We start from the raw sequence: 15,273 nt of genomic DNA on the forward strand, positions 1-15,273 counted from the left end.
GTTCGATGTCCCCGCGGTAGGGGGAGCAGATAAAAACTTGCTGCATATCGGTTATCCTTTCGAGTCATTCGGGTGCATCCCGTGGTGTTGATGGTTGCTGCCGCCACCCGGTCGGGCGGGCGGTGGCTGTATGAGTGGCCACCTCATGGCCCTAATAATATCCGTCCAGACTCCGTTTGCCCCGGATGTTGAAAACCCGGAATCAAGCTGATTTTCAAGGCTTGGAGCGGAGTATAATTTTGAAAACCAGCCTATTTCAAGGGACAAGCAGCCGGACTTTGAAAACCCGGTCACTCGAAACCTTTTTTATTTCTCCTTTGCCAGCGGGAGAACTCCAGTGTTGCGGAGCAGTGCGTTGCAGTCGTAAATGCTGCTCCCTGTCATGGTGGAGAGGATCGTCAGATAGGCGATGTCGCTTGGTTCACCAGCAAAGGTGTGCCCGGCCTTATGTACCAAATCGAGGCTGAACGGCAGAGGAAGCTGAAGACCCACGCACAGCGCGACAACGGTCTGAAGGTTGGGTTTCGACTTATTGGAGCCGTTTCGATACTTGCGGATTGTGTCCTCGTTGATGAGGCACAGGTTGGCCAGGGCCTCGTTGGTCAGCCGGAGTTTGTCCATGTGGTAGGCCAGGGTCGCCCCGAACTTACCCGGCAGCTCGTCCATGATGGCGGCGGTCTCCTCCACGTAGGTCTTAAACTCAGGCGTGTGGGCAAGAACGTTGCTGACCGCCTTATTGAATGTGGTATCTTGGTAAGTGGCCTTGACTACCGGATTGGTCTTGGCGGTAGTTTTTCCTGATTTCTTCATTTTGGTGTCCTTTCCGCCTGGGTAGCAGGGCGGGGACACAAAAATGGCCGGAGCGTATCAGCCCCGGACCATGCACAACCAAAATGGGCGCACAGGATCAAGGGTGCTGATAACGCCTCTCCCGGTAGGGAGGGTCGGCGGTTATAGCATCCTCGCCCATGTGCGCACACAGGCTGCGATATTCTTTCGCAACGGTCGATATGTAATTGACCGTTGGCGGAGGAGTTGCACATTCCTCTCGAATAAGAATATCTGGAGGGGAATTTCTTGTCATATCAATGAAAGATACAAGTTTAGGTATGAAAAACGGGTGATTTTTCCTCTATTCATCCATATAGGATGAGGAACAATCGCCCGTTTTATATCTTTGAGAGATAGAAACTTTTTGAGAGTGTAATGAATTTTATCATTGAAATTGTAATTACTTTGTGGCATAATGTAAGAATGAATGTAGGACATGGAGGAGGATGTGCTGATGTCACAGCTTCAAAAGGGTAAGATCCCAATGAATCATTACAATATGTCTGATTTACTACGCGGACAAGCATCCAAAATTATCACAGCAATATCGGAAAACGACACAGCAGGATTTATATTGAAAAACGGAAAGCCATTAGCTGTGATTATTTCCAATGACCGATATGAACGGCTACTAAAAGCCGGTATTGATATCAATGAAATATAGACGGAGGACTACAGACATGGAAAAAACGAAAATTACTCAAGTCATGATGGATGATTCCACCCTGAATGTGAATAAAGAAGTTGACATGGTTTTTTCCATTGCCAACACCCTGCGTGGTCCCTATAAAGCGGACAAGTATAAAGACATCATCATTCCGATGATTATAATCAGACGTCTTGAGTGTGCTCTCGCCACAAAGGATACAAGCGGCAAAACCCGCAAGCAGAAAGTTACCGAAACGTATAAAAAAAACCCGAAAACGCCCCAGCAGGTCTTGGAACGTCTCGCTGGATATCCGTTTTACAACACATCAGACTTTGATCTTGCAGGATTGTTGAACGAAGCTCCTGCTATCGTAGAGAACTTTCATTTCTATCTGGAGTCCTTCTCTCCGAACATCAAGGATATGTTGATTACCCGGCTGAAGTTTAAGGAGAAGATTTCCGACCTTGATAAAAATAACCGTCTGCTCGGTGTGGTAAAGAAATTTTCTGAACTGGACTTGAATCCCGAAACGATTGATGGGCACAAGATGGGCTATATGTTTGAGGAAATCATACGCAGGTTTTCTGAAAATGCAGAGGCTGGCGATCACTATACGCCCCGCGAGGTCATTCGTGCTCTTTCGAGTATTCTTCTTGCCGAGGGATGCGATGATGTGTTCAGCGAAGGAAAGGAAATTACAGTACTGGATATGGCCTGCGGCACAGGCGGGATGCTTTCCACCACGCACGATTTCATTAAGCGCATGAATCCCGACGCCACTATTCGGCTATTCGGTCAGGAGAACAATCCCGAATCCTACGCCATCTGCCTTGCGGATATGCTCATTAAGGGACAGAAGGCCGACAATATTCGCTTTGCCGATACGATGAAGGAGGACTGCTTCGAAAAAGTTCCGATGCGGTTCGTCATTGCAAATCCGCCATTCGGTCTTTCCTGGGGAGGAAAGGACGCAGGTGATGGCGTAGAGAAAGCCGTCCGTGCCGAGGCTAAGAAAGGCAAGAACGGTCGATTCGGAGCTGGATTACCCGCTACAGGCGATATGCAGTTGCTGTTTATGCAACACGCCATTGCCAAGATGAATCGCAAGAATGGTCGCGCTGCCATCATTTCCAACGGCTCCCCGCTGTTTTCCGGTAATACCACGAGCGGGGAAAGTCAGATCAGGCGATTTATGCTGGAGAAAGATCTGATCGAGGCTATCATCGCGCTCCCGTCTCAGCTTTTCTATAACACGGACATCGGCATTTATGCCTTTATTCTATCGAAAAACAAGCGTAAGGAACGAAAAAACAAGATACAGCTTATCAACGCTGTGGATATGTGGGAGCCGCTGAAGCGATCTCTTGGAAAGAAACGCCGTGAAATCTCCAAGGATCAGATAGACCTGATTACCGAGGTGTATACCACATTTGCTCCCGGTGCGAAAACGCTGTACAGTGAGAAGCGGAAAACCGACTGCAAGATTGAGTGCCGCATCTTTAACCGGGATGAATTCCTTTATAAGGAATGGGCAGTATACCAGCCCCTTCAGCGACGCGGCGTCATCAATGCCGAGTCCATTGAGGCTTTACGTACCAGCGCATACTTCACCTCCAATTCCAATCTCTATAATGAGTCTGAACTTGCGGAGTTGGAGGAGACGAATCCTCGCGATGCTAAAGCAGAAAAGAAATATCAGAAATATAAGCGTGGCAAGGTCTTTATTGATGCCGTCCTCGCTGCCCTGGAAGCACATCAGTCGGACACGGTGTATACAGATTTTTCGCTGTTTCAAGCGGCCATCAAAGACATCATCAAAGATGTGGAGGGATACACCGATTCACGTCTGAACAGTATCGTTATGGAGATGAGCGTCATTGACAAGACTGCCGTGGTGCAAAAAGACCGCAAGGGTAACACACTCATTGACCCGACAACCAAAGACACAGAGATCATCCGTTTGAATCAGGATGTTCAGGAATACTTTGATGCGGAAGTCCTGCCCCATGTGCCTGACGCTATCTGGGTTTATGAGTTTGACCCCAAGAAGGCAGTCAATGCACAAAACCGAGAGCGACTTGGAGCGGAGTTTCCGTTTACACGCTACTTTTACGAATATAAAGCCCCAGAGGAAGCGGACTTGCTCTTAGAACAATTCATGAAATTGGAAGAAACGGTGTCTGCCCAAATAGCAGCTTTGAAGAAGGTGGGGAAAAATTGACGCTAAAAAAAAGTGCAATAAAAAATGTATTCATTCCGAATGATTGGGATGAAGTTAAATTTCGTCAGGTTTTTTGGTTTGGAAAAGGTTTAAGTATAACAAAAGATGACCTCGTAGAAGAAGGAATTCCCGTTGTTAGCTATGGTCAAATACACGCCAAAGCAAACTCTGGAACAGGGCTGACAGACGACCTGTATAGATATGTCCCCGAAAAATATCTACGAACTGGAAAGAACTGTATTGTCAAGAGGAATGACTTTGTTTTCGCTGACACCTCCGAGGATTATGCAGGTATTGGTAACTGCGTATTTATTGATAGAGATGACTTAATATTTGCTGGTTATCATTCGATAATTGCAAGACCGATTCGGCAGGATATCTATCCGAAGTATTTTGCATACCTGTTTTTGTCAAATTGCTGGAGGGATCAGATACGCGCAAATGTTATGGGAATCAAGGTCTTTAGCATTACACAAAAGTTGCTGCGTGATACTTATGTAATTATCCCCCCCTTAGATGAGCAACGGGCCATAGCTACTTTCTTAGATGCTGAGTGCGCCAAGATCGATAGCATTATTGATGACTTAGAGAAACAACTTGAGGTGCTGAAAAAACTCAAGAAATCCATAATTACACAAGCTGTCATAAAGGGGATAAATACTGCGGTTTCTATGAAAGATAGCGGCGTGGAATGGATTGGCCAAATACCGAGGCATTGGGCCATAAGTAGATTGAAATACTGTTGCAAAGTTAAAACAGGTCCCTTTGGCACACAACTGTCGGCAGATGAGTATACAGACGGCGGCACTCCAATCATCAATGTAAAAAACATTGGATATGGTACAGTAAACGAGGATGATTTAGACAGGATTCCGGACTCTGTAAAAATGCGGTTGTCTACGCACATTCTGCGTAAAGGAGATATTGTGTTTGGTAGGAAAGGAGCAGTTGATAAACACGCAATTATCGATAGCGAGCATGACGGTTGGGTACAAGGATCCGACTGCATACGAATCAGGGTTGAAAGGGAAATAGAATCAAGTTTTCTGAATTACTATTTTGAATCATCTGGATATGGTGACTACGTGGTAGTGAATTCAGTAGGATCAACGATGGCTTCTATCAACTCAGATATACTTAACAACTCTGTGGTAGTTTTCCCTGATATGCAAGAGCAGCTAAATATTGTGGAATATCTTAATGAAAGAACAAAATTAGTGAATAGTCTTATTGCTGGAAAAGAAAAGCAACTTGTTCAAATAAGAAATCACAGAAAAGCTCTGATTTACGAATATGTCACGGGAAAGAAACGAGTAATGGAGGTCACAAGTCATGCCAATTAGAGCAGACCAGTTGAGAGAAAAAGAGGATTACCAGAAATTAATTCTGGAGCATCTGCGTGATGATGACGGTTATCGCATCCGCCCTGCCGACAGCTTTTCTCGCGGTCTGGCGATGGACACTGAGATGCTGCTTGAATTCCTCGAAAGTACCCAAGCTGACACAATGGCCAGTCTCCGCGCTATCTACAAAGATCACACCGAGGAAACCATCATTAACTACATCAACGCTGAAATCAACAAACCGAGCCGTGGGCTGATTGATGTCATTAAGCACGGTGTGGAATTTGACAGTGGCTACGAATTGAAACTAATGTACCGCAAACCGGACAGTACAAAAAATCCCGTTGCAGTCGGAAACTACAACAGAAATATTTTCTCCGTCATGGAGGAGGTCTATCACAAAGAAGATGAGCGTATCGACCTTGTCCTGTTTTTAAACGGCCTTGCCATCTTTGCTGTGGAACTGAAGTGCAACACCTCCGGGCAAAACTACGAGGACGCCATCAAGCAGTACAAGAACGAGCGCGACTGCACAACTCGTCTCTTGAAAGAGAAGGTCGGCGTGTTTGCAGCGTTTGCTATGGATCTGAACGAGGCGTATTTCTGCACCAAATTGATTGGAAAGGACTCCTTCTTCAATCCTTTTAACATCGGATATGAGTTTGGAAAAGGAAATCCGCACAACAAACAGTCTGGCGTCAATGTATCCTATATGTGGGAGGACATCTGGACAAAGGACAAGATTCTGTTCCTCATTGAGCGGTTTATCTATATCAAGACAAAAGAAAGTAAGAACTCCGATACGGGCAAAGTGCGCCGGACGAAAGAACTTATTTTCCCTCGTTTTCATCAACTCCGTGCTGTAGAAAAGGTCATGAACGATGTCATTCTCAACCACTCATCCTGCAATTATCTGATTGAACATTCTGCAGGCAGTGGTAAGACTGAGACAATTTCATGGCTTGCCCATATTCTGTCCACGGTTCATGATGCGGAGAACAACAATGTATTTGATACTGTGTTGGTCATCACCGACCGTATCGTTGTCGACCGCCAACTGCAGGAAGCCATCATGGGCATGGAGCATAAGAGCGGACAAGTCAAGGTTATGGACGATAAGTGCGACTCGAACGACCTGGCGGATGCCCTGCGTGGAAATACGAAGATTGTCGTTACGACCATTCATAAATTTTATTACATCCTCGATAACAAGTTGCTCACCAATCTGAAGGATAAGACCTTTGCTGTTCTGATTGACGAGGCACACTCATCCACAGAAGGGACCTTTATGCAGTCCGTTACTACGGTACTCACCAACGATGATTCCGACGGGGAGAAAACCGAAGAAGATAAAATGCGAGAGGAAATCAAAAAAAGCGGCAAACAGCCGAATGTTTCTATGATTGCCTTTACTGCTACTCCCAAGCCGGATACCATCCAGCTTTTCGGAACTCTGAATTCTGAAGGACGGAAGGAGTCCTTTGACCTGTACTCCATGAAACAAGCCATCGAAGAAGGTTACATCCTCAACGTCCTTGACAACTATGTGACTTGGAAAACCTACTGCCACATCAACAAAGCTATCGAGGATGACCCGGAGCTGAAGACGATTGCAGCCAAGAGAAAGATGGCGCGCTTTATCGATCTGCACACCACAAACATTGCACAGAAAGTTGAAATTATCATCGAACACTTCCGAGCAAATGTTGCCCATCTGCTCGGAGGCACTGCGAAGGCAATGGTCGTTACTTCCTCCATTCAAGCGGCTGTTGAATATAAACAGGCTTTCGCGAAATATATCCATGACCACGGGTATACCGATATTAAGGCTCTTGTGGCGTTCTCCGGCAAGGTTAAAATCAAAGGTGTGGAATACTCCGAATACGGTATGAACCAGATCAAGGAAGAAGAACTGCGCTATGAGTTTGACCGTAGCTGCTATCAGGTACTGATTGTAGCGAATAAATACCAGACGGGATTTGACCAGCCGAAACTGGTGGCGATGTATGTGGACAAGAAGCTGAAAGGCGTGGCTGCTGTGCAGACGCTCTCTCGTTTGAACCGTATCTATCCGCCGTATGACAAAACCACCTTCGTACTGGACTTCAAGAACGATTATGAGGAGATCAAAAAAGCGTTTGCGCCCTATTATAAGGATACCATCCTTTTTGAGACTATCTCTCCGTCCGATATTCGCGATCTCGACCGTGAACTGGATGTATACGATTTCCTTGATGTGGACGATATTGATGAATTTAATGGGTATCTGTATCAGGCAAAGCGGACGGCACGGGATAAGGAGCGTATGTGGAATCTGCTTGATGTCGCTGTAAAGAAGGTTGAAAAGAAATCTGAGACCGATCAAGAAGCGATTGTCAAAACAATTCGCCGATTCCTCAAGGGTTACTGTTTCCTCATTCAAGCTACGGCATATGAAAACCTTGAACTGCACAAACGCTACAACTTCCTGAGTTATCTCATCAAGGAGATCAATGTCGGAGGCGGTGGAAACAATTTTGACATTGCAGACAAAATAACCGTCAGCGAATTCCGACAGGAGCAGACCGGCGAACATAAAAAGCCGGAAATCGAAGCACAGCCGGAAGTAAAGATCAAGAAGCCGAAACCGGCAAGCGTTGAAGAAGAACAGAAAAAGCGCCTTTCCCAGATCATTGACGAGGTGAATGCTCTTTATGATAAAAAGTACGGCACAGACTTCGCAACAAAATCCGCCATGCAGATAAGGGATCTGCTCTTGCAGAATCCCGAATTTAAGGAGCGGCTCACCAAGAGCGCAAAAAATAACTCCCTTGATGATTTTAAATTTACTTATGACGATTGCATCCAGGATGCCCTTGTTGAAGGCTATGACCAGAACGCAGATTTTTACACTCTGCTACTGAACAACGAAGAAATCCGTACAAGGATTGCAAGCGTATTCATGAGTGAGATTTATCGTATTCTGCGCGGAGAAGATAAGTAGGAGGAAAACTGCCCATGCAGAATAACAAAAATCCATTCATGCCTTTTGTTGAGGACTTCGAGGCGGAGGCAGAAACCTTTCTACGGAAATATTGCAAAGAAGTCCTCGACAGTCCGCAGGCAACACCCATAAGGGATATTGCACAAAAGCAAATGAATCTCGATATTGTGGATACCGAAAGTCTTTCTCCAGATGACAGCATACAGGGAGCGATTGCTTTTTCCGCAGGCATCATCGAGGTGTATGACTGGTCATCCGGGGAATACATTGGCTATGAGGTTTCACATCCTACAGTATTTCTTGATGCCGATATTATCAATCCTGGCCGCACCAACAACACACTTGCGCATGAATGCTATCATTGGTACAAGCACAGAGCATATTTCCGGTATCAGGGTACCCATAATCTCGGAGCAGAATTTGCCTTTCGATGTCTGACCGCTGGACAGCGTAGCCGTAACGAGCAGTGGTCAGATATCGAAAAGATGGAGTGGCAAGCACGAACCATTGCACCGAAAATTCTTATGCCACGTTGCACTGTGCGGATGCTTCTTTCTGAGCGGTTAGGTGTCGCACAAAGCAGCAATGTTAATGTCCCCGCACTGAAAGCCGTTATTGAGGAGATTGCGGAAACCTATAAAGTTTCAAGACAGTCTGCGGCAATCCGTGTGTCTGAACTGGGCTACCCGGAAGCTATCGAATTATATAATAATGAAACTGTTATTATCGACCGTCAACATCGCAGAAGTTCTACAGCAGCCAAATTCCATCAGCAGCCCATTGACGAGATTGCGGCATTCCGACTATATATAAGCAATGAGTTTCTAAAAGCCACACTCGACACAGGTGCCTTCTGCTATGCCGAAGGATACTTTGTCTTGCGGGATGAGAAATATGTGCTGCCGGGTGAGGATGCGCTGTTTTTGACAGAATATGCAAGGTCGCATCTATCGGAATGTACTCTTGATTTTTCCTATAAACTGGTTTGCAGCCAAACAAACATCCGTGATGCCCAGTATATGTTCCGTGCTGATACGGAATACAAAAAGTTGCCGTCCTATGATTCCAACACACAGAACATGGACGAGTACAACAAGGCTCTGGCTAAGGCTTTGGAGGATGCCAACTCTGAATTTCAAGAACAATTAAAGCGCAATCGCTTGGTTAAGGAGACTACCTCTCAACGTATGTGCAAATATATGGATGCAGCGCATTGGAACACAAGCATCTTTCAGAACAGGACGCACCTTGCGCCAATGGACTATACTCGCGTTTACCAAAACCATAAGTTCAAAGTGCCGTCTTACACTGCGATGGCGGTTGGCTTGGAACTAACTCTTCATGAGACAGAGGATGCTCTCCGTCTCTCTGGCTTGGGCTATGATAATAGTGATCCAGCGGACTGTGCTTATATGTACATACTATCCGCATTCCACGGCTGTTCGATTGATGAATGTAATACGGTGCTTGAAAAATTAAATGTAAGGTCGCTTGGCACTAAGTCGAAAAACAAATAGTGAATTTTCCAAGCACGAAATCTGAGAAAAGAGACGATGTTTATGGCAGAAATTGAGAGAAGGCTATGGGGCATCCATACACAGGATGATTCCCTGTTTTTGAAGGATAACACCATAGCCATTGGGTGGGGAGCTTTTGGAGACCTCACCAACATGGAAAATGACCGTGAGGCATTCAAGAAGAAGTACGTTGAAGTCTACCCACAGGACAAAAAAGGGGCCATCGCTTTGGCTGCCGGAATGCTATATCGCTTTCGGTATGAAGTGCAGATCGGGGATTATGTGGTTTTCCCATCAAAAAGCAACCGGGAAATCAATATCGGAATCGTGGATGGAGAATACCAATATGAGGGGTCGGCGCAGGAGTATGTCAATCGGCGCAAAGTAAAGTGGATGAAGCATTTACCCAGAACCGCCTTTTCGCAAGGCGCTTTATACGAATCCGGGTCGGCTATGTCTTTGTTTACGATTAAGAATTATGCTGATGAGTTTCTTGCGGCTCTGGATACCGGGTTTAAGAAATCGGCGATGGAGGACGAGGATGACAGCGTTGGCGCCACCGCCGAAGAGATAAAACAGAGTACCAAGGATTTTGTTCTCAAAGAACTCAGCCGGAATCTGAAAGGTTATGCTCTGGAAAGTTTCGTGGCTGATCTGCTGAATGCAATGGGGTACCGTACACAGCTTTCTCCACAGGGGGGCGACAGTGGCATAGACATAACCGCATATAAAGATGAACTGCCGCCTCGTATCCTGGTTCAGGTGAAAAGCCAGGATGGAGATATTCGGGAAACTACGATTCAATCACTGAAGGGTGCCATGCGGGAAGGCGATTATGGGCTGTTCATTTCACTGTCAGGCTACACCAAAAATGCGAGGAAGTATTTGGACAGCACACCCATCATCCGGGGCATTGATGGAGATGAGCTTGTAACGCTGGTTCTCAAATACTATGAGAACCTCAGTCCAAAGTACAAGAAAATTATCCCACTGGAAAGGGTGTATATTCCCGTTCCCGCAGATGAATGAGCGCTGCCGGAGCCGGTTGAGAACAATTCAACGCCTTGCTAAAGATTCAACGGGTTTTCTGCTTTGTCTTGTCTCCAACCTCAAAAGTTTAACACCTTACGCAAGATTTCAACGCATACAAGAGCCAAAAAGCCAGAGAAAAGAAAAAAAGCACCGCCGCTGACCGGGATTTTACCCCAGACAACAGCGGCGCTTGCTTTCAAAATGTGCGAAAAACTACCGCTTTTAACGGTTTTGAGCAAAAAGTAGGGACGGAGATTCTGATACCCATTGTATCAAAATCTCCGTCCCTACATGGTGCGCGAGACGGGACTTGAACCCGTACGCCAAAGGCACACGCACCTCAAACGTGCCTGTCTGCCAGTTCCAGCACTCGCGCAATTAACGTAGTTATTATACCACCGGCAGTAGCGGTTGTCAATTAGAAAATGAAATATTTCTGCTTTTTTTGCATACCGGCTGGAAGGCTTAAGAGATCAAGCCCACAAAAAACTGAAAAACAGGCAAACCGTCCACCGTGTCGTTCCGGGATAGGCGTAATGCCATACGCTCCGGGTGGAACTGCACAGCATAAATATACCTCTCCGGGCAGCACAGTGCCTCAATGGTACCGTCCTCAGCCCGGGCCGCAATCTGAAAGCCCGGTGCCACGCACCCAACCCCCTGGTGATGGGCGCTGTTGACCGGGAACCGCGCCCCGTACAGCCGGTAGAGGAAACTCTCCGGCGGGGCGGTGATGGGGTGCTGCTTGTCGCCGGTCGATTCCTCCCAGCAGTGGGCCCCGGCGGCAGGCAGATGCTGGAGCAGGTCGCCGCCAAAGGCCACATTCAGCACCTGCAGCCCCCGGCAGATGCCCAGAATAGGCTTTCCGCTGGCGGCAAATCCATGGGCCAAGGCCAGTTCCGTGTGATCCAGAGCCCGGTCGATGCCACGGCTGGCGGTGTTTTCCGCGCCATAAAAGGCCGGGTCCATGTCCGCGCCCCCGGGGAGCAGCAGGCCCCCGCAGCCGGCGCTGTCCTGGGGGGAGAGGGAAACCACCGCCTGTACGCCACAGGCCTCTAAGGCGGCTATGTAGTTAGCGCGCTTTTCCCGGTCTCCGTAAAGAAAGATTTTTTTCATCCTATCACACTCCTTATCGCAGTAGCCGACCTTGGGCAGGCAGGGCCCGCATTTTCCTGCCTTTGGCCATAAAAGCAGGGAACTACCGGCAAATTGTCGGAAACGGGCGATTTAGGGCGAGCGAAAAACCGGCGCTGGCAAAAAGTTTACAAGCGCCCGGTTGACTTCAAGGGCGTTCCCCTTTATAATAATATGGATGGCAAAATATAAATATTCTGTAAACAAAACGGAAACAGCCTTTCCTTCCGGGTGGCGCCGCCGTCTAATGGGCAAAGCGCGGCGCAGGGCTGTGTCTATTCTACTGCCTACAGCGTCCCCTGTCAAGAGAGGGGACGGCGGGGCCGCGCCCAACCGGCGGTGTTGTCCGCGTATTCTCCGGGCATAGCGGGGGCGTCTGCAAATTTCTTCAGGCGCTCCCCGGCGGGCAGGGGCAGAAACTTTACCTGCCCCTGTAGCCCCGCTTTTGCCAAAAGGCCGCGTGGGCCGCTTACACCGTACAGGTTCTTAATTTTTCCCGGAAAGGGTGAACGCGATGACAGGCGACAGGCAGAATTATGATGAACAAAGACGCTCCCGTGTCCGGCAGGCGCGGGAGCGGAGAACGGAAACAACGGCCAGGGAGCCCCGGCGCCGTTCCCAGCGGAATGACCGGCGAAGGAAAGAAAACGTGGCGGCCATGGCTGTTATCGCGGCCATGCTGGTGTGCCTGGCTGTGGTGGCCCTTGCTATATGGAATATGGGCAACCCGGTAGGGCCAAACGCGGTACAGGCCGACGGCGAGCCGGTGCCGCCGGAAGTAAACGGGGCCGGCATCCGGGCAGCCGCGGCCCAGGGGGAAGAGGGCACGTCCGGCGGAACAGGCGCGGGCCAGGGCTTTCAGCAACTTTCCGACCCTTTCCTGGTGCTGGTAAATAACGAAGTCCCCCTGCCGGACGGCTGGCAGGTAACGCCCAATTTTATTGGGGAAGAAACCGTGGATATGCGTATTTACAATGATTTGAACAATATGTTCCTGGCAGCCCAGGAGGACGGCATCACCCTGTGGGTGGCGTCGGGCTACCGTAGCGTGGAAGATCAGGAACGCATCCTGGACAGGGAGATCAAGGCCCATATGCGGGATGACGGCATGACCGAGGAAGAGGCCAGGGAGTACTCTCTGCGAACCATCAACCCGCCGGGCTACAGTGAGCACCATACGGGCTTTGTGGTAGATTTGAATGACGTTAGCGATGACTTTGAGGAAACGGAAGCCTACCGCTGGCTATGCGAACACGCGGCGGAATACGGGTTTGTGCAGCGGTACCGCTCGGATAAGGTGGAATATACCGGCATTGATAACGAAAGCTGGCACTACCGCTATGTGGGCCCGGAAAATGCCCAGCAAATGCAGCAGTTGGATATGTGCCTGGAAGAGTATGTGCAGTATTTAAAGGACCGGGGCATACGGTAAATGGTATAGCAAAAGGCCGTCTTGTGGGTGTGATCTCCTGGGGCGGCTGTTTTTGCCGGGCAACCGGGGCACACCCCGTGGAATCCTGTATCCAAAAAGGCCCGCCGTGCTATAATTTCCCTTGCCAAGTGCGCCGAAATGTAGTAATATATAGGGTAAGTCCTGTTTGCAGAGGGGGCCGCCCCTTTGCGTGCTATGTCGCGTATATTGAGCAGGAGGAAAGAGGGAACACGGATGAGTACAGTCAGAACACGATATGCCCCCAGCCCTACGGGGTTTATGCATGTGGGCAACCTGCGCACCGCGCTATATGAGTACCTGGTGGCCAAAAGCCAGGGGGGCACGTTTGTCCTCCGCCTGGAGGACACGGATCAGGAACGCTATGTAGAAGGCGCGGTGGATGTCATTTACCGCACGCTGGGGCAAGTGGGCCTTAAGCACGACGAGGGCCCGGACGTAGGCGGCGGGTACGGCCCCTACATCCAAAGCCAGCGGCTGGATACCTATAAGCCCTATGCAGAGCAGTTGGTGCGGGAGGGCAAGGCCTATTATTGTTTTTGCACCAAAGAACGGCTGGAAGGCCTGAAGGCGCAGGGCAGCTTTGGCGGGTACGACCGCCACTGCCGGGACTTGCCCGCCGAGGAGGTGCAGCGCCTGCTGGACGCGGGTACGCCCTACGTCATCCGGCAAAAAGTGCCCCTTTCCGGTTCTACCAGCTTTACGGACCAGGTCTTTGGGGAGATCACCATTGAGAATAAGGAGATCGAAGACCAGGTGCTCCTGAAGGCCGACGGATACCCCACCTATAACTTTGCCAACGTCATTGACGACCACCTGATGCACATCACCCATGTGGTGCGGGGCTGCGAGTACCTGACCTCTACCCCCAAGTACCAGCTTTTGTATGCGGCCTTGGGCTGGGAGCAGCCAACCTATATCCACCTACCCCTGATTATGGGCAAAAACGAGGACGGCTCTACCTCCAAGCTGTCCAAGCGCCACGGCTCCACCAGCTTTGAGGGCCTGGTGCAGGACGGCTACCTGCCGGAGGTCATCACCAACTATATCGCCCTGCTGGGCTGGGCCCCCAAGGATAACCAGGAGATTTTCAGCCTGCCGGAACTGGTGGAAAGTTTCTCCGTGGACCGCATCAGCAAATCCCCGGCAGTGTTTGACTACGACAAACTCAACTGGTTTAACGGGGAATATATCAAGGCCATGGGGGAGGATGACTTCCGTACCCACGCCATGCCATACTATCAGGAAGTGTTCGGCCAGGCGGACAAGCCTTGGCAGGTACTGGATGCCATCCTGCGGGCCAGGCTGACGAAGTTTAACGAGATCCCCGGCCTGCTGGCCTTCTTTAAGGAGCTGCCCGATTATCCGGCGGATTATTTCATCAATAAAAAGTCAAAAACCAATTTGGAGAATGCCCCCCAGATGCTACAGGCAGCCCTGGAGGTGCTGGAACAGTTGCCCGTCTGGGCGTTGGAGCCCATCCACGACGCCCTGATGGATCTGGCGCAACGTTTGGGGGTAAAGAACGGCACCCTGCTGTGGCCGGTGCGCATTGCCGCCGCCGGTACGCTGGTAACACCCGGCGGGGCCATGGAGATACTGGCCCTGTTGGGCCGGCAGGAGGCCCTGCGCCGCCTAAAGGCCGGGCTGGAGAAAACCCTATGAGGATCATCCGGACAAAGCGCCTGGAACTGCGGCCCCTGTCCGCCGCCGACCGGGACGCGGTGGTAGGAATTTTGCGGGACGGCACGGTAAAGCAAACCTATATGGTGCCGGACGACATCGGCGAGGAGATGGGGGACAGGCTCTTCCGGCGGCTACAGGAGTGCTGCGCGGCGGAGGGCCACTATGGTACGGGGGCCTTTTTCCAGGGCGAGCTGGCCGGATTTTTGCACGATGTGGAGATTGCCGGCGGCAGGGTGGAAATGGGCTACGCCTTCCATCCCCGCTGGTATGGGCGGGGGTTCGCCACAGAGGCGTTTGAGGCGGTGGTAAACGAGCTGCTGGCCCAAGGGGTGGAGGAGGTATTGGCGGGCGCGTTTGACACAAACCTGGCCAGCATCCGGGTGATGGAAAAATGCGGCATGGTCCGGCTGAACCAAGAAGAGGATAT

General features: G+C 49.7%; 11 protein-coding genes, 1 tRNA gene and 1 pseudogene. 9 read left to right on the forward strand and 4 right to left on the reverse strand.

The genetic code is table 11. From position 1 onward, the window contains the following. Nucleotides 1-306: 306 nt before the first annotated feature. A complete protein-coding gene (locus U8U01_RS04230; protein WP_322170812.1) occupies nt 307-810 on the reverse strand; it encodes a helix-turn-helix domain-containing protein in 504 nt (167 codons plus the stop codon). Nucleotides 811-1,285: 475 nt separating this feature from the next. Here U8U01_RS04230 and U8U01_RS04235 point away from each other — a divergent pair, with 475 nt between their 5' ends. From U8U01_RS04235 to U8U01_RS04260, 6 genes are read left to right on the forward strand one after another with little or no spacing between them, the layout of a single operon-like run. Beyond that, nucleotides 1,286-1,495, forward strand: coding sequence for a type II toxin-antitoxin system Phd/YefM family antitoxin (locus U8U01_RS04235; protein WP_322170815.1), 210 nt, complete (start codon nt 1,286-1,288; stop codon nt 1,493-1,495). A 16-nt stretch (nt 1,496-1,511) separates the two neighbouring features. After that, complete coding sequence (locus tag U8U01_RS04240; RefSeq protein ID WP_322170818.1) at nt 1,512-3,701, forward strand: class I SAM-dependent DNA methyltransferase; 2,190 nt, start codon at nt 1,512-1,514, stop codon at nt 3,699-3,701. Beyond that, nucleotides 3,698-5,044 carry a restriction endonuclease subunit S gene (locus tag U8U01_RS04245; RefSeq protein WP_322170821.1) on the forward strand — a complete coding sequence of 449 codons (1,347 nt, stop codon included), beginning with the start codon at nt 3,698-3,700 and terminating at the stop codon, nt 5,042-5,044. Before U8U01_RS04240 ends, U8U01_RS04245 begins: the two co-directional genes overlap by 4 nt. Further along, nucleotides 5,034-8,027 carry a type I restriction endonuclease subunit R gene (locus U8U01_RS04250; RefSeq protein WP_322170824.1) on the forward strand — a complete coding sequence of 998 codons (2,994 nt, stop codon included), beginning with the start codon at nt 5,034-5,036 and terminating at the stop codon, nt 8,025-8,027. The genes U8U01_RS04245 and U8U01_RS04250 overlap by 11 nt, the downstream gene beginning before the upstream one ends. A gap of 14 nt (nt 8,028-8,041) precedes the next feature. Beyond that, the gene (locus tag U8U01_RS04255) at nt 8,042-9,544 is read left to right on the forward strand and encodes an ImmA/IrrE family metallo-endopeptidase (protein WP_322170827.1); all 1,503 of its coding nucleotides are present in this window, start codon (nt 8,042-8,044) and stop codon (nt 9,542-9,544) included. 42 nt (nt 9,545-9,586) lie between these two features. Next, a complete protein-coding gene (locus U8U01_RS04260) occupies nt 9,587-10,573 on the forward strand; it encodes a restriction endonuclease (RefSeq protein ID WP_322170830.1) in 987 nt (328 codons plus the stop codon). A gap of 295 nt (nt 10,574-10,868) precedes the next feature. Here the strand turns inward: U8U01_RS04260 and U8U01_RS04265 are convergent. The 3 genes from U8U01_RS04265 to U8U01_RS04275 form a co-directional block, all read right to left on the reverse strand. Beyond that, nucleotides 10,869-10,952: transfer RNA gene (locus U8U01_RS04265), tRNA-Leu, on the reverse strand. 89 nt (nt 10,953-11,041) lie between these two features. Beyond that, nucleotides 11,042-11,692: a gamma-glutamyl-gamma-aminobutyrate hydrolase family protein gene (locus U8U01_RS04270; protein ID WP_322170834.1), complete on the reverse strand. Its 651-nt coding sequence runs from the start codon at nt 11,690-11,692 to the stop codon at nt 11,042-11,044. A 320-nt stretch (nt 11,693-12,012) separates the two neighbouring features. Then, a complete protein-coding gene (locus U8U01_RS04275; RefSeq protein WP_322170837.1) occupies nt 12,013-12,162 on the reverse strand; it encodes a hypothetical protein in 150 nt (49 codons plus the stop codon). 62 nt (nt 12,163-12,224) lie between these two features. Between U8U01_RS04275 and U8U01_RS04280 the strand changes: the two genes are divergently transcribed. The 3 genes and pseudogenes from U8U01_RS04280 to U8U01_RS04290 all read left to right on the forward strand — a co-directional run. Continuing rightward, nucleotides 12,225-13,142 carry a M15 family metallopeptidase gene (locus U8U01_RS04280; RefSeq protein ID WP_322170839.1) on the forward strand — a complete coding sequence of 306 codons (918 nt, stop codon included), beginning with the start codon at nt 12,225-12,227 and terminating at the stop codon, nt 13,140-13,142. Between the two features lie 234 nt (nt 13,143-13,376). Beyond that, entirely contained in the window at nt 13,377-14,825 is a 1,449-nt protein-coding gene (gltX, locus tag U8U01_RS04285) for a glutamate--tRNA ligase (protein ID WP_322170842.1), read from the forward strand. Next, a pseudogene (locus U8U01_RS04290) lies at nt 14,822-15,238 on the forward strand (GNAT family N-acetyltransferase); the annotation flags it as partial. The gene gltX and the pseudogene U8U01_RS04290, both read left to right, overlap by 4 nt. Nucleotides 15,239-15,273: the final 35 nt, after the last annotated feature.

The sequence above is a fragment of the Acutalibacter caecimuris genome (genome assembly GCF_034335085.1).
Taxonomy (GTDB): Bacteria; Bacillota; Clostridia; order Oscillospirales; family Acutalibacteraceae; genus Acutalibacter; species Acutalibacter caecimuris.